Annotated in this window: 18 protein-coding genes and 2 tRNA genes; 10 read left to right on the top strand and 10 right to left on the bottom strand. The window is 62.4% G+C overall.

Annotated features, from left to right (window positions below; translation table 11 throughout):
- Positions 1 to 12 precede the first annotated feature (12 nt).
- From PCJ49_RS10165 to PCJ49_RS10195, 7 genes are all read left to right on the top strand, one after another.
- Positions 13 to 921 (top strand): EamA family transporter, encoded by a 909-nt coding sequence (locus tag PCJ49_RS10165; protein ID WP_269910821.1) that lies wholly within the window; start codon positions 13 to 15, stop codon positions 919 to 921.
- 65 nt (positions 922 to 986) lie between these two features.
- Positions 987 to 1,063, top strand: a tRNA-Pro gene (locus PCJ49_RS10170).
- Positions 1,064 to 1,104: 41 nt separating this feature from the next.
- Entirely contained in the window at positions 1,105 to 1,410 is a 306-nt protein-coding gene (locus PCJ49_RS10175; protein ID WP_089288101.1) for an ETC complex I subunit, read from the top strand.
- A 46-nt stretch (positions 1,411 to 1,456) separates the two neighbouring features.
- Positions 1,457 to 1,533, top strand: a tRNA-Arg gene (locus PCJ49_RS10180).
- A 262-nt stretch (positions 1,534 to 1,795) separates the two neighbouring features.
- Complete coding sequence (gene potA / locus PCJ49_RS10185; protein WP_269910822.1) at positions 1,796 to 2,950, top strand: polyamine ABC transporter ATP-binding protein; 1,155 nt, start codon at positions 1,796 to 1,798, stop codon at positions 2,948 to 2,950.
- Between the two features lie 15 nt (positions 2,951 to 2,965).
- Positions 2,966 to 3,910 (top strand): ABC transporter permease subunit, encoded by a 945-nt coding sequence (locus PCJ49_RS10190; RefSeq protein ID WP_269910823.1) that lies wholly within the window; start codon positions 2,966 to 2,968, stop codon positions 3,908 to 3,910.
- Positions 3,910 to 4,743, top strand: coding sequence for an ABC transporter permease subunit (locus tag PCJ49_RS10195; protein WP_269910824.1), 834 nt, complete (start codon positions 3,910 to 3,912; stop codon positions 4,741 to 4,743). Before PCJ49_RS10190 ends, PCJ49_RS10195 begins: the two co-directional genes overlap by 1 nt.
- A gap of 102 nt (positions 4,744 to 4,845) precedes the next feature.
- On the opposite strand, the gene PCJ49_RS10200 is transcribed toward PCJ49_RS10195, so the two are convergent.
- The 3 genes from PCJ49_RS10200 to PCJ49_RS10210 all read right to left on the bottom strand — a co-directional run bounded on the left by PCJ49_RS10200 (position 4,846) and on the right by PCJ49_RS10210 (position 8,018).
- Positions 4,846 to 5,718 carry a protein phosphatase CheZ gene (locus PCJ49_RS10200; RefSeq protein ID WP_269910825.1) on the bottom strand — a complete coding sequence of 291 codons (873 nt, stop codon included), beginning with the start codon at positions 5,716 to 5,718 and terminating at the stop codon, positions 4,846 to 4,848.
- A 6-nt stretch (positions 5,719 to 5,724) separates the two neighbouring features.
- Complete coding sequence (locus tag PCJ49_RS10205; RefSeq protein ID WP_269910826.1) at positions 5,725 to 6,108, bottom strand: chemotaxis response regulator CheY; 384 nt, start codon at positions 6,106 to 6,108, stop codon at positions 5,725 to 5,727.
- A 239-nt stretch (positions 6,109 to 6,347) separates the two neighbouring features.
- Complete coding sequence (locus PCJ49_RS10210; protein ID WP_269910827.1) at positions 6,348 to 8,018, bottom strand: NAD+ synthase; 1,671 nt, start codon at positions 8,016 to 8,018, stop codon at positions 6,348 to 6,350.
- Positions 8,019 to 8,208: 190 nt separating this feature from the next.
- On the opposite strand from PCJ49_RS10210, the gene PCJ49_RS10215 reads away from it, so the two are divergent.
- The 3 genes from PCJ49_RS10215 (at position 8,209) to PCJ49_RS10225 (ending at position 10,024) form a co-directional block, all read left to right on the top strand.
- Complete coding sequence (locus PCJ49_RS10215; protein WP_269910828.1) at positions 8,209 to 8,853, top strand: hypothetical protein; 645 nt, start codon at positions 8,209 to 8,211, stop codon at positions 8,851 to 8,853.
- Between the two features lie 2 nt (positions 8,854 to 8,855).
- Positions 8,856 to 9,350: an FKBP-type peptidyl-prolyl cis-trans isomerase gene (locus tag PCJ49_RS10220; protein WP_269910829.1), complete on the top strand. Its 495-nt coding sequence runs from the start codon at positions 8,856 to 8,858 to the stop codon at positions 9,348 to 9,350.
- A 116-nt stretch (positions 9,351 to 9,466) separates the two neighbouring features.
- The gene (locus PCJ49_RS10225; RefSeq protein ID WP_269910830.1) at positions 9,467 to 10,024 is read left to right on the top strand and encodes an FKBP-type peptidyl-prolyl cis-trans isomerase; all 558 of its coding nucleotides are present in this window, start codon (positions 9,467 to 9,469) and stop codon (positions 10,022 to 10,024) included.
- A 165-nt stretch (positions 10,025 to 10,189) separates the two neighbouring features.
- On the opposite strand, the gene PCJ49_RS10230 is transcribed toward PCJ49_RS10225, so the two are convergent.
- From PCJ49_RS10230 to uvrC, 7 genes are all read right to left on the bottom strand, one after another.
- Positions 10,190 to 10,951, bottom strand: a complete 762-nt coding sequence (locus PCJ49_RS10230; protein WP_269910831.1) for a hypothetical protein — start codon at positions 10,949 to 10,951, stop codon at positions 10,190 to 10,192.
- The gene (locus PCJ49_RS10235; protein WP_269910832.1) at positions 10,944 to 11,471 is read right to left on the bottom strand and encodes a sigma-70 family RNA polymerase sigma factor; all 528 of its coding nucleotides are present in this window, start codon (positions 11,469 to 11,471) and stop codon (positions 10,944 to 10,946) included. The genes PCJ49_RS10230 and PCJ49_RS10235 overlap by 8 nt, the downstream gene beginning before the upstream one ends.
- Positions 11,472 to 11,694: 223 nt before the next feature.
- On the bottom strand, positions 11,695 to 12,387 hold the full coding sequence (locus PCJ49_RS10240; RefSeq protein WP_269910833.1) for a glutathione S-transferase N-terminal domain-containing protein: 693 nt from the start codon (positions 12,385 to 12,387) through the stop codon (positions 11,695 to 11,697).
- Positions 12,388 to 12,852: 465 nt separating this feature from the next.
- On the bottom strand, positions 12,853 to 13,329 hold the full coding sequence (locus PCJ49_RS10245; protein ID WP_269910834.1) for a molybdenum cofactor biosynthesis protein MoaE: 477 nt from the start codon (positions 13,327 to 13,329) through the stop codon (positions 12,853 to 12,855).
- Positions 13,329 to 13,580 (bottom strand): molybdopterin converting factor subunit 1, encoded by a 252-nt coding sequence (gene moaD / locus PCJ49_RS10250; RefSeq protein WP_269910887.1) that lies wholly within the window; start codon positions 13,578 to 13,580, stop codon positions 13,329 to 13,331. The genes PCJ49_RS10245 and moaD overlap by 1 nt, the downstream gene beginning before the upstream one ends.
- Positions 13,580 to 14,155: a CDP-diacylglycerol--glycerol-3-phosphate 3-phosphatidyltransferase gene (gene pgsA, locus PCJ49_RS10255; RefSeq protein ID WP_269910835.1), complete on the bottom strand. Its 576-nt coding sequence runs from the start codon at positions 14,153 to 14,155 to the stop codon at positions 13,580 to 13,582. The genes moaD and pgsA overlap by 1 nt, the downstream gene beginning before the upstream one ends.
- A gap of 51 nt (positions 14,156 to 14,206) precedes the next feature.
- Positions 14,207 to 16,135 carry an excinuclease ABC subunit UvrC gene (uvrC, locus tag PCJ49_RS10260; protein WP_269910836.1) on the bottom strand — a complete coding sequence of 643 codons (1,929 nt, stop codon included), beginning with the start codon at positions 16,133 to 16,135 and terminating at the stop codon, positions 14,207 to 14,209.
- Positions 16,136 to 16,759 lie beyond the last annotated feature (624 nt).

The raw sequence follows: 16,759 nt of genomic DNA on the forward strand, positions 1-16,759 counted from the left end.
CCTTGTCTTGTCATGCCATTGAACATTGCCCTTTTCCTTGCCACGATTCTCATCTGGGGATCGACTTGGTACGCCATCACCTTTCAGCTGGGCGCGGTCGATCCGTCCGTTTCCATCGGTTATCGTTTCCTGCTGGCGGGGTCGGTGCTGCTCGGATGGTTGGTGCTGCGTCGGCAGCCGCTATGGCCGGCGCGCAAAACCTGGCCGCTGATTGCCGGTGCGGGGCTGCTGAATTTCTCCCTGAATTATCTGCTGGTCTATAAGGCCACGGTGCTGCTGCCCTCCGGTCTGGTGGCCGTGGCCGGGTCGGCTCTGTCCTTGATGAATGTGTTGAATTCCCGCCTGTTCCTGAAACAGCCCCTGCGCCCCGCCGTGCTGCTGGGGGGCTGCCTGGGGCTGGTCGGGGTGCTGCTGCTCTTCTCCCCCGAACTGGAGGGTGGGGCGCTGGTCAGCGGTGCTCTGGCCGGGCTGGGATTGATGATGCTGTCCAATTACAGCGCGTCGCTGGGCAATATGGTGGTCTCCACCGCCCGCCGTGGCGGGATGCCGCTGATTGCGCTGACCGGCTGGGGCATGGTGACCGGGGCGGCGCTGATGCTGGGGCTGGCGGCGGTGCGGGGTGCTGATTTCAGTGTCAGCCTGACGGCACCCTATCTGCTCTCGCTGCTCTATCTGGCGCTGTTTGGCTCCATCGCCGCCTTTCTCTGCTATTTCACCCTGCTGGGGCGGATGGGGGCCGATCGGGCCGGTTATGTTTCGATTATGACGCCGGTGGTGGCGCTGCTGATTTCCACCCTGTTCGAAGGCTATCACTGGACGCCCGCCGGGATCGCCGGGCTGGTTCTTGCCCTGGCCGGCAACCTGCTGGTGATGGCCCCTCCCGGCTTGTTTGCCCGACAATCCGCAAAAGGCCATGCATAAGACGCGTAGGCGATATCCCGGGCTTGCTCCCGGCAAAAGGGTGGTGTATTCCCCACCCCTGGTTACGGAGCGTAGCGCAGCCTGGTAGCGCGGCTGGTTTGGGTCCAGCAGGCCGGAGGTTCGAATCCTCTCGCTCCGACCATCCCCCCGATGGACGCCACCCTTGATTACAGCAGGCACATCATGAAGGTCCGCATCTATCAGCCCGCCAAGACCACGATGCAGTCTGGCCGCGCCAAGACGGGCGCCTGGGTTCTGGAATATGAGCTGGCCACCCCGCGCCGGCCGGAACCGCTGATGGGGTGGACCAGCTCCGGCGATACGCTCAATCAGGTGCGTGTGTCCTTCCCGACCAAGGAAGAGGCTTTGGCCTTCTGCGCCAAGAAGGGCTGGGACGCCGATGTTGCTGAATTGCATGAGCGCCGGGTGATCCCGCGTAATTATGCGGATAATTTCCGCACCGACCGGCCGCGCATCGGCCGCTTCTGATTTTGACTGACGCCTGGGCCGTCATGGAGACGCGCCCCGGCATGACGGCCCCTTAGCTCAGTTGGATAGAGCAACCGCCTTCTAAGCGGTAGGTCGCTGGTTCAAATCCAGCAGGGGTCGCCAAAAATCAGGGTCAGGTTACCAGCCTGATCTACCCGCAAAGCCCGGCCTGCATGGTCGGGCTTTTTCATTATCCAGGGTGGCAGGGCCGCTTCCTGATCAAATGCTTCGGTACAGGTAAACTGTCGGTCGTGGGCCGTAAAATCGTGCTGGATTTACATGCACCCCCTATCCCTTTTCGCCGTCCCGCGTGTAGAATTGTGCGTTGCGTGAACAAGCACGCGCCCTAACCGATATTGCCAACCGGACAGGAATAGATACGGACATGGCCACTGCGCAGCCTTCGCGGACCCAGACGAGGTTGGAACCTTGGCGGGATCCGGATGAGAAGCCCTATGTCCGCATCGAGAAGGTCACCAAGAAATTTGGTGACTTCACCGCTGTGGATGATGTCTCCCTCTCTATCTATCGGGGGGAGTTCTTTTCCCTGCTGGGGGGCTCCGGTTCCGGCAAGACGACATTGCTGCGTATGCTGGCCGGGTTCGAACGCCCGACCGAGGGCAAGATTTTCATCGATGGCGTCGATATGTCCAACGTGCCGCCCTATGAGCGGCCGGTGAACATGATGTTCCAGTCTTACGCCCTGTTTCCGCATATGACGGTGGAAAACAACATCGCCTTTGGCCTGCATCAAGACAAGGTGGGCAAGGCGGAGATCAAGGAGCGGGTGGCCGAAGCGCTGAACCTGGTTCAGCTCTCCCAATTCGGCAAGCGCAAGCCGCACCAGCTGTCGGGTGGCCAGCGCCAGCGCGTCGCCCTGGCCCGCGCGCTGGTGAAACGGCCCAAGCTGCTGCTGCTGGATGAACCGCTGGGCGCCCTGGACAAGAAACTGCGGGAACAGACCCAGTTCGAGCTGGTGAATATTCAGGAAAAGGTCGGCATCACCTTCATCGTGGTCACCCATGACCAGGAAGAGGCGATGACCATGTCGTCCCGCATCGCGGTGATGAACCGGGGTTACATCGCCCAGATCGGCACGCCGACGGAAATCTATGAATATCCCAACAGCCGCTTCACCGCGGAGTTCATCGGTTCGGTCAATATGTTCCATGGCCGCATCCTGGAATCGGAGCCTGATCATTCGCTGATCCGCTCTGACGAGGCCAATTGCGACCTTTATGTCAGCCATCCGGGCCATGTGGCGCCGGGGACGGAATGCTGGGTTGCCGTGCGTCCGGAAAAGATCGCCATCACCAAGGAGCCGCCGGCCACCGAGGGTGGGCGCAATCAGGCGATGGGGACGGTGAAGGAAATCGCCTATCTGGGCGATGTCTCCATCTATGAGATCGAATTGGATACCGGCAAGCGGGTGCGGGTGACGGCGCCGATGGTGACGCGCCGCACCGAAATGCCCATCACCTGGGAAGACCGGGTCTATCTCAGCTGGCGGCCCTTCGCCGGCAGCGTGCTGACCAGCTGAGCGGAGGGCTGACGCATGGCGGAGATATCCCGGAGCGAAATGCGCCATACCGGCTTTCTGGGCCTGTTGCAGCGCCTCGGCCTGTCCGGCCGGGCGCTGGTCATGGCGGTGCCCTATGCCTGGCTGCTGCTGTTCTTTTTGATTCCGTTCCTGATTGTGCTGAAGATCGCCCTGGCCGAAAGCCAGATGGCGATCCCGCCCTTCACCCCGCTGGTGGAGATGACGGAGGAGCTGAAATACCAGATCACCGTGACCTTCTATAATTTCCACAGCATGGTCGCGGATGATCTGTATATTCTGGCCTATCTCAACAGCCTGAAGATCGCCTTCATCTCCACCCTGTGCTGTCTGGTGCTGGGTTATCCGGTGGCTTATGCCATCGCCAAGGCCGATCCGAAATGGCGTGCGCCGCTGTTGATGCTGATCATCCTGCCCTTCTGGACCAGTTTCCTGATCCGCGTTTATGCCTGGATCGGCATCCTCTCCGATAATGGGGTGCTGAATAATGTGCTGATGTGGCTGGGCATCATCGACCAGCCGCTGCACATTCTCTACACGCCCATGGCGACCTATATCGGCATCACCTATTCCTATCTGCCCTTCATGATCCTGCCGCTCTATTCCACCCTGGAGCGGTTGGATAATACCTTGCTGGAGGCGGCGGCCGATCTGGGTTGCCCGCCCTGGAAGGCGTTCCTGACCATTACGCTGCCTTTGTCGGTGCCCGGCATGATTGCTGGTGCCTTGCTGGTTTTCATCCCGGCCATGGGTGAATTCGTCATTCCCGAGCTGTTGGGCGGGCCGGATACGCTGATGATCGGGCGCACGCTCTGGACGGAATTCTTCAATAACCGCGACTGGCCGTTGGCTTCTGCCGTCGCGGTGGCCCTGCTGCTGTTCCTGGTGGTGCCGATCATGCTGTTCCAGAATGTGCAGGGCAAACAGGGGGGGCACCCGTAATGCCGAAATCCTGGTTTCTGCGGGCGGGCCTGCTGACAGGGCTGCTGTTCCTCTATATCCCCATCGCCCTGCTGATCGTGCTGTCCTTTAATGACAACCGGTCTGTTTCGGTGTGGAGCGAATTCTCCTTCCGCTGGTATGGGGAATTGCTGCGCGATGATCAGCTGCTCTCGGCGGCCTGGCTCTCTGTGCGGGTCGCCTTCATTTCCGCCAGCTTTGCCGTGGTGCTGGGCACCATGGCCGGCATGATGCTGGCGCGATTCGGCATGTTCAAGGGCCGGGCCCTGTTCTCCGGCATGGTCTCGGCGCCGCTGGTGATGCCGGAAGTGATTATGGGGCTGGCCATGCTGCTGCTGTTCGTCAGCATGGAGCAGATGTTCGGCTGGCCGGAAGGCCGCGGGATGCTGACCATCATCCTGGCCCATATCACCTTCACCATGTCCTTTGTCACCGTGGTGGTGCAATCGCGGCTGGTATCGATGGATGCCAGCCTGGAAGAGGCGGCCATGGATCTGGGCGCGCGGCCGGCCAAGGTGTTTTTCGTCATCACCCTACCGCTGATCGCACCGGCCATCGTGTCGGGCTGGTTGCTGGCCTTCACCCTGTCGCTGGACGATCTGGTCATTACCAGCTTCGTCTCCGGCCCCGGTTCCACCACCTTGCCGCAGGTGGTGTTCTCCAGCGTGCGCCTCGGCCTCAGCCCCAAGGTCAATGCGCTGGCCACGATTGTGGTGGCGATCGTCGCTTTGGGTATCCTTGCTGCCGGCTTCTATAATGCCAGGCAGGAAAGGCAGCGCCGCCGCGACGAACAGATGGCCCAGCAGGGCAGCTGAAGGCTTGGAGCCGGCGGGTATATAAAGCAAAAGGCCCAGGGTGAAACCTGGGCCTTTTGTGCATCGACAGAGTTCTCTGGGTGCGCAGATGGGGGCGGCCCGTCAGGGGAAGAGGTCGTCCACGGCCGACTGGGACATGGGTGTTGCATCCCCGGCAACCGCATCTTCTTCTGCCATGGCAGACACCGGCGGGCGCGCCACCGGGGCAGGGGACGATGCCACTGCAACAGCCGGTTTAGCCGTGAGGGGATCATTGACCTGCTTTAAGGCCGAGGCAGCCCCGGCCAGCAGCATATCCACCGCATCCTGATTGATGGCATCACGCAGGGGTGGGCCGTGCATCAGGTCCGCATCGGGTCTGGTATCCTTGTCCTCCGTCAAGACGGCGGACAGGTCGCCTTCTTCCACCCCTTCCAGACCCCAGATCTGGATCATCGCATGGACGCGGCGTTCGATATAACGCAAGGTGTTAACCACCTTGGTCATTCGCTGGCCGGTAATATCCTGGAAGGAGCAGGCGGTCATGATCTCCGTCACCTCTGCATCCAGAATCTGGGCGAGGTCAGGGTGATCTTTCCGCAGCCGGTCAGCGACCGACTGGATGCGCTCCGACCCGTTGAGGATTTCGGTCGTCGCGTGCTCGGTGGATTGCAGGATAGCGTCAAGCTCTTCCGTCGCCCGCATGATGCGATTGGCGGACGGATCATCCGGCTTCAGGGCGGCGATTTCACGCCGCGTCTCCGCGATATGGGAGGAAAGCTCCTGCAGCTCCCGCCGCAGAATCTTGATATGCGAGCGCTGATCGACCTCTGGAGGGTCCCGCCGCTCCCGCACGATGCGGCGGAGATCGTCGAGCGATACGGCCCGGTGCCGGCGGTCACGCACCCGAAGGAATGCGCGACCACGGGGACTGGACAGCAACGCGTCTTCGATCTGATCAAACTCGGCGTCGGAAAGATCAATGATCTCCGACACGGCCGATCACCCGAGCGCGCCGAGGACGCTTTCGATCTTCTTCTTCAGCGTGTCAGCGTTGAAGGGCTTGACGATATAATTGTTCACGCCGGCTTCCTTGGCGGCGATCACATTTTCCGTCTTCGATTCGGCTGTCACCATGATGAAGGGCGTCGCCTTCAACCGCACATCGGCGCGCACTTCCTTCAGAAGCTGCAGGCCGGTCATCGGTTCCATGTTCCAGTCGGAAATCACCAGACCGAACTGGGCAGCACGCAGCTTGGCCAGCGCTTCGGCGCCATCGGCCGCCTCTTCGATCTTCGTGAACCCGATCTGGGTAAGCAGGTTCCTGATGATACGCCGCATCGTCGCATAATCATCGACAACCAGCACTTGAATGTTCAAGGACACTGCGGAACCCCCACCTGAACGTGTTGCGCCAAGATGTATCGTTTTAATACATTACTCACCATATGGTCGATCCACCCTGATCGGGTCTTCCTGACCTACCGTATGATGATACCACCAGAGGGTAACTGATCGTTTGAAACAAGCCAACAATCATAACCCTACCGGCGGATCAGGCCGCACTTTGGTTTCCGTGCCGCCCCTTGTCAAGCTTAGTGGAACTGACCTTTTGAACCTTTTCATCAAGTGCGGCGCAGGAGGGACAGCAAACCGCTGGTAATCGGGTAGCGGCGGTCCTTGCCGAAGCTGCGTGAGGTGATCTTCACACCCGGCGGGGCTTGACGCCGCTTATATTCGGCCCGATCCAGCATCCGCCAGACGCGGTTGACCGTTTCGGCATCGTGGCCGCGTGCCACGATATCGGCCAGCGCCATGTCACGTTCGACCAGACATTCCAGGATATCGTCCAGCACGGCATAATCGGGCAGGGTGTCCTGATCCTTCTGATCAGGCTTCAGCTCGGCCGTGGGGGCCTTGGTGATGATGCGTTCGGGAATCACCCGGCCGGCCGGCCCCAGTCCGCCGGCCGGGTGATTCTGGTTGCGCCAGTGCGACAGCCGGTAAACGGTGGTCTTGTAAACATCCTTCAGCACGGAATAGCCACCGCACATATCGCCATAGAGCGTGGCATAGCCGACAGACATTTCCGACTTGTTGCCGGTGGACAGCACCATGCCGCCAAACTTGTTCGACAGCGCCATCAGGGTGACCCCGCGTGATCGGCTTTGCAGATTCTCTTCCGTGATGTCGGCCGCCCGGCCGCTGAAACTGGGGGCCAGCATCGTATCGAAGGCCTGCATGGCCGGGCCAATGGAGATGGTATCAATGCGGCAGCCCAGCAGCCCGGCGCATTCCGCCGCGTCATCCAGGCTGTCCTGGCTGGTATAGGGGCTGGGCATCATCACGCAATGCACCCTCTCCGGCCCCAGCGCATCCACCGCCACGGCCGCGGAAATGGCCGAATCAATGCCGCCCGACATGCCCAGGATGACGCCGGGAAAGCCGTTCTTGCCGACATAATCGCGCAGGCCCAGCACCATGGCCCCATAGATGGCAGCCAGTGATTCCGGCGGCGGCACCATTTCATCGGACCGGCCCACCCAGCCATCGGCACCGCGTGTCCAGCGGGTTATGGCGACACATTCGACAAAGGCCGGCATCTGCGCCACCAGCCCCTTATCGGCATTGATGGCGAAGCTGGCCCCGTCAAACACCAGCTCATCCTGCCCGCCGACCTGATTCAGATAGATCAGCGGCAGACCGGTTTCCGTGACGCGGGCGACGGCCAGCGACAGGCGATTATCAGCCTTTCCCAGCTCAAACGGGCTGCCATTGGGCACCACCAGCAGCTCGGCCCCCGTCTCTGCCAGGGTTTCGGCCACATCTGGCTTCCACATATCCTCGCAGACCAGCACGCCCAGCCTGACGCCCCGAAAATTGACAGGGCCGGGCAGGGGGCCGGCATCGAACACCCGCTTTTCATCAAAGGGGCCGTAATTGGGCAGGTCATGTTTCAGGCGGATCGCCTGGATCTTGCCACCATCCAGCAGCAGCGCTGCGTTATGCCGCCGCCCTTCCACCCGCCAGGGGGCCCCCACCAGCAAAGCGGGGCCACCATCGGCGGTGCGGGCGGCCAGGGATTGCACCACATCTTCCACCTTGTCGAGGAAGAAGGGCTTCAGCACCAGATCTTCGGGCGGATAGCCGCAGACCGACAATTCGGGATAAACCACCAGATCGGCGCCGGATCGCGCCGCCTCATCACGGGCGGCCAGGATAAGCCCCGCATTATGGTCAAGCGCACCGACGGTGGGGTTGATCTGCGCCAGCGCGATGGTCAGTTGATCGGTCATTCTGCTTCCGGTCCCGTTCCGGCCGCTGGGATGGAGAATCGGGCCGGGCAAATCCCTTATGCTCCGGTGGAGCATAAGGGGTCAAGCCGACAAGCGGCGCTTCATCCGGCTTGCCCCGCTTCCGTCCCCGCCGTACCCTCGCGCCGGGAAGGGCTGCCCGCTCTGGGCTTGAGACAGGGAGCTTGTGACCATGACTATGTGCAATCGCCGGATCGGGTGGCTTCTTGCCGCCGGCCTGTTGCTGGCGCCGGCGGCGCCTGCGCTGGCCGACCATCTGCCGGCCCCTGCCGCGCAATATCAGGCGCGGCAGAGCCTGACCGTCAATGGCGCGGTGCTGGAAGCGGTGATCCACCATGACCATGGCAAGGAACGCCGGGAAAGCCGGGTGGATGGGTTGAACAATCTGCTGATCGTGCGACCGGATCAGGAAAAGGCCATCGTCATTCAGCCGGAAAGCCGGATGGCCATGCAGATCGACCTGACCGACCCGGAAGTCGGCGTGGTGCCAGCCGCGCTCGCCCGGCTGGAGGCCAAGCCGCAGGGGACTGAAACGCTGGCCGGCGAAAAGGTCACGCGCTACCGTGTGCAGGATAGTTTTCCCCAAGGGGGCGCCTTTGACGGCACCGTCTGGTCCACGCCTGACGGCATCTATGTGCGGATTGAAGGCAAGGTCAGCGATGCGGCCGGCCCGATCGACATGGCCATGCGCCTGTCCGACATTAAACGCGGGCCGCAGGATGCCGCCTTGTTCACCCCGCCGCCCGGCCTGCGCATGATGGACATGGGGCCGGAGGCGGGACGGGTGCCGCCCGCCTTCCAGGAGGAGAAGAAGTGAGGATGTTGCGCGTTCTGGGGGCCCTGTTCGCCTTTCTGCTGTCCCCGCTGGTGCCGTCGCTGGCGCGGGCGGCCCCCTTGCCGGAGGCTGAATATCTCCTGTCACTTGATGCTGCCGGTTGGAAGGCCACGCCGGGCGGCGTGCGCTACCGGGTGGTGGAGGCGGGCCCCGGCAAGGGCAGGGGCCCGCTGCTGACCGATTATGCCACCCTGCATTATCGTGGCAGCCTGCTGAACGGCACCGTGTTCGACGACACGGCCAAGGGGCGCAAGCCTGTCCGTCTGCAGCTGACGCGGGTGATTGCCGGCTGGCAGGAAGTGCTGCCCCTGATGCATGTCGGCGACAAGTGGGAAATCGCCGTGCCGGCCAAGCTGGGCTATGGCGCGCGTGGATCATCCACCGGCAAGGTGCCGCCCGATTCCACCTTGCTGTTCACCATCGAATTGCTGGGGCTGGAGGCACCGAAGCTGAGCAGCGAGATCGGTGGCGGTGGTTGATACCGGGGTGATGCGGTTGCGGCGGCAAGGGGGATGGCTCTGCGCCCGCTTCCGTGCTAACCCCGTGCGCAGTGTCTGTCTTTCCCCGTTGTCGCCGGAACGGAGCCGTCGCCCACATGTCCGTCCTGTCCAAGTCCGCCCTGCTTGCCGCTGCCCTGCTGACCTTCCAGGCGCTGCCTGTTGCTGCCCAGCAGCCGGCGGCCCCGGCTGCGGGCGCTGATGCGGCGCTGACCCTGCCGCGCATTGATCCGCAGAAGCAGTATCTGATTGAAAATGCCAAGAAGCCCGGCTGGCGGACCACCCCCAGCGGTCTGCAGTTCCGCGTCATCAAGCAGGCGGTGGGCAACGCGCCCCGCCCGGCCCTGACGGATGAAGTGACGGTGCATTATCGCGGCGTGTTGATCGATGGCACCGTGTTTGACAGTTCCTATAACCGGGGCCGCCCCGCCTCCTTCCCGCTGTCGGGCTTGATTCGCGGCTGGCAGGAAGCCATCCCGATGATGAAGGTGGGGGAGACCTGGGAATTGGCGGTTCCGTCGGAGTTGGGCTATGGTGCACGGGGTCAGCCGGGCAGCATCCCCGGCGGGGCCACCCTGCTGTTCACCATCGAACTGTTGGGCACGCGCAAGCCGGATAATACCAACCTGCTGCTGAACCCCAATATGATCCGGTAAAGCAGACGCTGATACCACTCTTTCTCAGTTGGCGGGCACTGCCTCCGGCCACTTGGCTTACGCGCACATGGGTGAGCGTGCCAGTGGTCGCTGGCCCCCAAGAGTCATGGGAGATGACCCTTGGTATTTCCGGGCACTGTGGAGCCCCCCCGCATCAAGACTTTTCTATTCCCGCGGCACGCCCAGGGCGGCGGCCACCTGTAACAGCTGGCCTTCCGGTTCCCGCCCGATCAGGGCATAGCCGAAATGCTGGCCGCGCCAGAAGCCGATCACATAGCCCTGCGCTTCTGTCACGGCCAGGGTTTCGGCATCCGGTTCATCCTCGCTGGGGGCGACCAGCAGGGTGATACGGCGCCCTTGCCCATCCTCATAAATCAACTGACTGCCGGGGCCATCATCGGTGACGGTCCGCCGGGCACCGATCAGCCGTAGGCCAATGGCTTGCAGCTGCGGCGGTTCCATAGCCATGCCCAGCTGGCTGGCCAGCAGGCGGCGGAGATCATCCTGGCTGCTGCCCGCCGCCTCCACGCTGGCCGGCCCGTTCTCGGCAAAGACCTCATGGTTGGCCAGCGCTTCCCGCGCATAGCCGGGCAAGGGGGTCTGCAGCCAATGGTCGCTGGCATCCCGGGCCCCCCAGCCCAGGATGAACAGGCCGATGGCCGCCGCCATCCGCCCGGTGCGCCGCCAGATGGCATGGCGGCGCATCCCCTGTAAAAGGCGCTGGTGCATTGGCCGCAGGTTGGCCACGGGCAAGGCCCCCTCTGCGGCGGCGATTTTCACCAGCAAATCCTGTTCCGCCATGGCCCGCATCCGTGCCCGCAGATCGGGATCAGCATCCAGCCGGGCCAGCACCAGGGCTTCCTGGCGCGGGTCCAGTTGCCCGTCCAGAAAGGCATGAAGGTCCAGTTCATCCCCATCGTCACGCATCGCGTCCCCCCTTTACCAGACGCAGCTTGGTGATATCCCCACCCGCTTCCATCCGGCGCCGCAGCGCATCGCGCCCGCGTGCCAGACGTGACATGAAGGTGCCCAGCGGCACACCCAGCCGCCGGGCCGCTTCCTCATATTTCACATCATCCAGGGCGATCACCAGGATCGCTTCCCGCTGTGGTTCCGGCAATTCATCCAGGGCCGTCAATACCTGTTGGGTTTCCACCCGGATCATCTGATTGGCGTCTACACTGTCCGGCATGGTGGCCTGTTCGGCATAGCGGGCGCGCACCTGCCATTTCCGCCGGTCACTGACATGGCAGGTGTAAAGGATGCGGAACAGCCAGGCCCGCAGATCGGTCCCCGGCTGCCATTGTCCGGACGAGGCGATGGCCTTGGTCAGGCAATCCTGTACCAGATCCTCGGCCTCCACCCGGTTGCGGGTCAGCAGCAGCGCATAGCGCTGCAACGATCCCAGGTGGCTTTCCAGCCCCTTGGCGAAACCATCCCCGCTCATCCCACCGCCTTCATTCACACGGCCCCGGATATTCCCGCCCGGAGGGGCATCCGGGCGGGATTGTCACAGGCCCTTTGCCGTCACGCGTCGGCGGGCCTGCCCCATCCGTCCACCGCTTCGGCATCCCTGGGGCCAGTGGATGCCAGAGCGATGGACATGCTGGGATAACGCATGGTGCCGGGAATTATTCCCGGCTCATTTTACGGATACCGAACAGCCCTGGTCAGGGCTTGCGGCCGTAAAGATTGGCCCGCTCCTCGTCGCTCATCGGTTGACCGGCCGGGCGGACCTTGTCGGCCAGCAGGGCCAGACCGCGCTGCACGCCGGGGCGGGTGGCGATGCTGTCAAACCAGCGCTTCACCTGGGGGAATTCCGCCAGATCGATATCATATTTTCCGGCATTGCGGACCCAGGGGAAAGTCGCCATGTCGGCAATGCCATAGGCATCGCTGCCCAGATATTGCGTTTCCGTCAGCCGCGTATTGGCCACCTTCAACAGGCGCTTGGCCTCGTTGCGGTACCGTTCGATACCATAGGGCACCTTTTCTGCGGCATAAAGGATGAAGTGTCCGGCCTGGCCAAACATCGGGCCGACCCCGCCCATCTGCCACATCAGCCATTGCAGATGGCTGAACCATTCGGCGCTGTCGCTGGGGCGGAACTGGCCGGTCTTTTCCGCCAGATAGATCAGGATGGCGCCGGATTCAAACAGGCTGAGCGGCTTGCCGCCCGGCCCGTCAGGATCGACGATGGCCGGCATCCGGTTGTTGGGGGCGATCTTCAGGAAATCAGGCTTGAACTGGTCGCCAGCCCCGATATTCACCGGATGTACAGTGTAGGGCAGCCCCATTTCCTCCAGGGCGATGGAAACCTTGTAGCCGTTGGGCGTCGGCCAGACATGGAGTTCGATGCTCATTACCGGATCCCTCTGGGAATGGAAGATGCCAGCCCGGTTTTCAGAACCGGCCGGATGGGGTGAAACCTAGTCAACAGAATGGTTCGGTGGAAGTGCGTTGCCGCACAGGCAGGATGCATTTGGTTCGGGGACCAATCCCCAGATTCTGTGGATAAGTATGTGATTAACCCCCTGGTAACTCCGCTGGTTGGCGGTTCCCTGCGGGTCTCGGCAATTTGCCTAATTTTTAATCAGTTGTATGCGAGTTGGTTTCCACGATGCCTGACTGGAAAAGGTGGGGCGAAAAAATTTTATTCAATATCAACATGTTGAGATTTTATGGCGTGAGGGTGTATGTCGGCGACACCGTCGGTTGCCGTCTTCATCCCTTCATCTGATTGTCAGAATAGGCGTTATATTGGGACGAAACAGTGAAGGGGACGCGTGGTGGACAATTATCCAGCACCGACACTGTTTATTGACTGTTCAACCCGCCGGCTGGTCCCAGCGGCGGGCCGCTTCCTCATCGCTGTGGCGGCTGTCGACCCAGCGCGTGCCGTGGCCTGTCTCTTCCAGCTTCCAGAAGGGGGCCTTGCTTTTCAGCCAGTCCATCAGGAAACGACAGGCATCGAAGGCGGCTTCCCTGTGCGCGCTGGCACAGGCGACCAGCACGATTTTTTCCCCCGGTTCCATCCGGCCATGGCGGTGGATGATCAGGCAGGCCTCCAGCGGCCAGCGCGCCCGCGCCTCTGCCTCGATGGCGGCCAGTTGGCGTTCGGTCATGCCGGGATAATGTTCCAGCGTCAGCGCGCGGACGGTGCCGGCCTGTTCGCCCGCCTGCGGGTGCAGATCGCGCACCAGCCCGGTGAAGCAGCAGACACCGCCAATGCCGGGATTGCCCTGGGTCAGGGCGGTCAGTTCCGCCCCGATATCGAAATCCGCCTGCTGAACCCGGACAGCCATCAGCCCCCCGTCACCGGCGGGAACAGCGCCACCTCGTCACCCGGCACCACCGGATGGCTGAAGGGCACATATTCCTGGTTCACCGCCACCTTGACCACGGCCAGATTGGACAGGGCATCGGCATAGCCGCCGCCGCGCGTCTGCAGATGGGCGATCAGGCCGGCAACATCGCTGATGCCAGGGGGCAGGGCCAGTTCCTCTTCCGCTTGCCCGATCTTGCTGCGCAGCCAGGCGAAATACAGCAGCTTGATCATTCGCTCTTCCCCCCTTGCGGGGCCAGCATGTGGCGCAGGCCCGCACGCAGATAATCCCACCCCGTCACCAGGGTCAGGGCGGCGGCGATCCACAGCCCGACCTCCCCGATGAAGGTCACCGGCCAGGCGGCCGGCCCATGATCCCCGACGATCAGCCAGCCGATGGCCAGCATCTGGATACCGGTCTTCCATTTGGCAAGCCGGCTGACCGGCACGCCAACGCGCAAGCCCGCCAGGAATTCGCGCAAGCCCGAGACCATCACCTCGCGCAGCAGGATCACCACGGCCGGCAGTACCGCCAGCCCGGAGATATGCTGGTTGGCCACCAGCATGATCAGCACGGCGGCCACCAGCAGCTTGTCGGCGATCGGGTCCAGGAACTTGCCGATCAGGCTTTCTTCCTGCCAGGCGCGGGCCAGATAGCCATCAAACCAGTCGGTGATGCAGGCGGCAGCGAACAGCCCGGCCGCCACCCAGGCCGGCCAGGGGCCGGGAAAGAAGAACAAGGCCACCACAACGGGAATGATGGCGATGCGCGACAGGGTGAGGATATTCGGCAGGCTGGTCAGCATTGTGATGGGTGTTCTTTGCCGGCGGGTCGGGCAGGGGAGGCGGGCCGCATCCTAGCCCTCGGGATGGAAATGATCATAGATGATTTTAGCGACAGTTCGGTTGATGCCCTCCACCGCCTCCAAATCCGCCAGCCCAGCGCGGGAGACGGCGCGGGCGGAACCGAAATGCAGCAGCAGGGCCTTCTTGCGGCGGGGGCCGATTCCCGGCACCTCATCCAGCGGTGAGGCGCTGATCGCCTTCTCCCGCCGGGCGCGGTGGGTGCCGATGGCGAAGCGGTGCGCCTCATCGCGCAGCCGCTGCAGGTAGTAAAGAACCGGGCTCTTATGATCCAGGCCGAACGGGGGACGGCCGGGCATGAAGAAACGTTCCCGTCCGGCATCGCGGTCCGGTCCCTTGGCGATGGCCGCCAGACAGACATCCTCGATTCCCAGTTCGGCGAACACTTCCGCCACCACAGCCAATTGTCCTTCGCCACCATCGATTAGCACCAGATCGGGCCAATTCTCACCGGCGCGTTCGGGATCTTCCTTGATGACGCGCTCGAACCGCCGGGTCAGCACCTCCCGCATCATGGCGTAATCGTCGCCGGCGGCGCCGGGCACCTTGATGTTGAACTTGCGATAGGCGTTCTTGATGAAGCCGTCCGGCCCCGCCACCACCATGGCGCCAATGGCGTTGGTGCCCTGGATATGGCTGTTATCGTAAATCTCGATCCGTTTGGGCGGCTCGCTCAGGCCGAACACTTCCGCCACCCCGGCCAGCAGCTTGGTCTGGCTGCCGCTTTCGGCCAGCCGGCGGCCATGCGCTTCCCGCGCATTGGTCACGGCATGGTCGATCAGCCGCTTCTTGTCGCCGCGCTTGGGCAGGTGCAGCTCCACCTTGTGCCCCGCCCGCACCGACAGGGCCTCCTGCAACAGGTCATGCTCGGTCAGCTCGTGGCTGACCAGCACCAGGCCGGGGGCGGCCTTATTGTCATAGAACTGGGCGATGAAGGCGGCCAGAACCTCGTCAATCTCCTGCGCCTTGTCATGGCTGGGGAAATAGGCGCGGTTGCCATAGTTGCGCCCGCCGCGGAAGAAAAACACCTGGATGCAGGTCAAGCCGCCATCCTGATGGGCGGCGATGATATCGGCATCATCCACACCCTCGATATTGATATCCTGATGGGCCTGGATGGCCGTCAGCGCCCGGATACGGTCACGCAGCTTGGCTGCCCGTTCGAATTCCAGATTCTCGGCCGCTTCCTGCATGGCCTGGGCCAGTTCAGCCTGGATATCCCGGCTCTTGCCCTCCAGGAAGGCGCGCGCCTCATTCACCTGATCGGCATATTCGGGCGGGCTGACCTTTTCCACACAAGGCGCGGTGCAGCGCTTGATCTGATATTGCAGGCACGGCCGGGTGCGGGTGGAAAATACCGTATCGGCGCAGGTGCGGAGCTGGAAGGCCCGCTGTAACGCCGTCAGCACCCGATTGACGGCCCCGGCCGACGCAAAGGGGCCATAATAATGGCCGGGCTCGCTGCGGGTGCCGCGATGCTTGGTCAATTGCGGGAAGGCATGGTCGCCTTTGATCAGGATATGCGGGAAGGTCTTGTCGTCGCGCAGCAACACATTGTAGCGCGGCATCAGTTTCTTGATGAGATTCGATTCCAGCAGCAGCGCCTCCACCTCCGTATGGGTGGTGACGAACTCCATCTGCGTCGTCTCGGCGATCATCCGTTGCAGCCGGATCGGCAGCTTGACCGGCATCGTATAATTGGTCACGCGCCGTTTCAGGCTGCGTGCCTTGCCGACATAAAGCGCATCGCCATGATCATTCAGCATCCGATAGACGCCGGGACGGTCGGGCAGGGTGCGCAAATAGCCCTTGATCGTCTCAACACCCCGGTTGAGATCGGCCACGGTGCGTTTCGGCCGGCTGGGTACCGGCTGGGCGTCGGCGGAACTGCCGAGCGGATTTTGGTCGGATGGGTCGCTCATGGCCCAGCATGTGGCGCATAAGCCCGTCCCGGTCAATCTTGCTGCTGTCGATGCCAGCATCTCCCCGTTCGGCGCTGCCCGAAAGAGATATGTGGCAGCGCCGTTTCACACTTGACGGAAAGGAGAGCGGCGGCTTCCTGCGGCTTTTGCTGGGTCAGAGAATTCTTCCACGGAATCTGTGGATAAGTCTGGGGGGAAGTGCCGGGCTTTCCTGTGCGACCCTAGCGAAGCTGCGGCTTTCCCCTCTTTGCCCAAAAATTGGGCAATAAACTTATGTCTTTGATTTTTAATGCATATCCGGAAGTCAAGCTATCACGCGGCTGTCACATCTGCAATTGAATGGCTTGACATTTGCGGCTGAGGGTCCGTAGCGCCATCCCCGATGGCCATGTGCAAAAGTTTAGGACCGTCTGCCCCTTGCAAGGATCGCTTTCGTTTCCCCGTCGTGGAGTGCAGCGCAACAAGGCTGTATGACGGGGCGCGCCATGGGGCCGCCCTGTGGGTTTTCTGCCTCATCCGATGGGGTGGTCGCTATGCCCCTGGCGGGTGTGGCGTGAAATTTTCCCCACCAGTCCGGGGCCGGCTTTCAATTCCCGGCATCAGGACCATTTCCATATTGATAGG

The sequence above is a fragment of the Niveispirillum sp. BGYR6 genome, assembly GCF_027568365.1.
Taxonomy (GTDB): Bacteria; Pseudomonadota; Alphaproteobacteria; order Azospirillales; family Azospirillaceae; genus Niveispirillum.

Excerpts from the sequence above, each read along its gene's own strand:
- PCJ49_RS10165 (WP_269910821.1), top strand. The coding sequence starts at position 13 with ATGCCATTGAACATTGCCCTTTTCCTTGCCACGATTCTCATCTGGGGA.
- PCJ49_RS10175 (WP_089288101.1), top strand. The coding sequence starts at position 1,105 with ATGAAGGTCCGCATCTATCAGCCCGCCAAGACCACGATGCAGTCTGGC.
- potA (WP_269910822.1), top strand. The coding sequence starts at position 1,796 with ATGGCCACTGCGCAGCCTTCGCGGACCCAGACGAGGTTGGAACCTTGG.
- PCJ49_RS10190 (WP_269910823.1), top strand. The coding sequence starts at position 2,966 with ATGGCGGAGATATCCCGGAGCGAAATGCGCCATACCGGCTTTCTGGGC.
- PCJ49_RS10195 (WP_269910824.1), top strand. The coding sequence starts at position 3,910 with ATGCCGAAATCCTGGTTTCTGCGGGCGGGCCTGCTGACAGGGCTGCTG.
- PCJ49_RS10210 (WP_269910827.1), bottom strand. The coding sequence starts at position 8,018 with ATGACCGATCAACTGACCATCGCGCTGGCGCAGATCAACCCCACCGTC.
- PCJ49_RS10215 (WP_269910828.1), top strand. The coding sequence starts at position 8,209 with ATGACTATGTGCAATCGCCGGATCGGGTGGCTTCTTGCCGCCGGCCTG.
- PCJ49_RS10220 (WP_269910829.1), top strand. The coding sequence starts at position 8,856 with ATGTTGCGCGTTCTGGGGGCCCTGTTCGCCTTTCTGCTGTCCCCGCTG.
- PCJ49_RS10225 (WP_269910830.1), top strand. The coding sequence starts at position 9,467 with ATGTCCGTCCTGTCCAAGTCCGCCCTGCTTGCCGCTGCCCTGCTGACC.
- PCJ49_RS10230 (WP_269910831.1), bottom strand. The coding sequence starts at position 10,951 with ATGCGTGACGATGGGGATGAACTGGACCTTCATGCCTTTCTGGACGGG.
- PCJ49_RS10235 (WP_269910832.1), bottom strand. The coding sequence starts at position 11,471 with ATGAGCGGGGATGGTTTCGCCAAGGGGCTGGAAAGCCACCTGGGATCG.
- PCJ49_RS10240 (WP_269910833.1), bottom strand. The coding sequence starts at position 12,387 with ATGAGCATCGAACTCCATGTCTGGCCGACGCCCAACGGCTACAAGGTT.
- PCJ49_RS10245 (WP_269910834.1), bottom strand. The coding sequence starts at position 13,329 with ATGGCTGTCCGGGTTCAGCAGGCGGATTTCGATATCGGGGCGGAACTG.
- pgsA (WP_269910835.1), bottom strand. The coding sequence starts at position 14,155 with ATGCTGACCAGCCTGCCGAATATCCTCACCCTGTCGCGCATCGCCATC.
- uvrC (WP_269910836.1), bottom strand. The coding sequence starts at position 16,135 with ATGAGCGACCCATCCGACCAAAATCCGCTCGGCAGTTCCGCCGACGCC.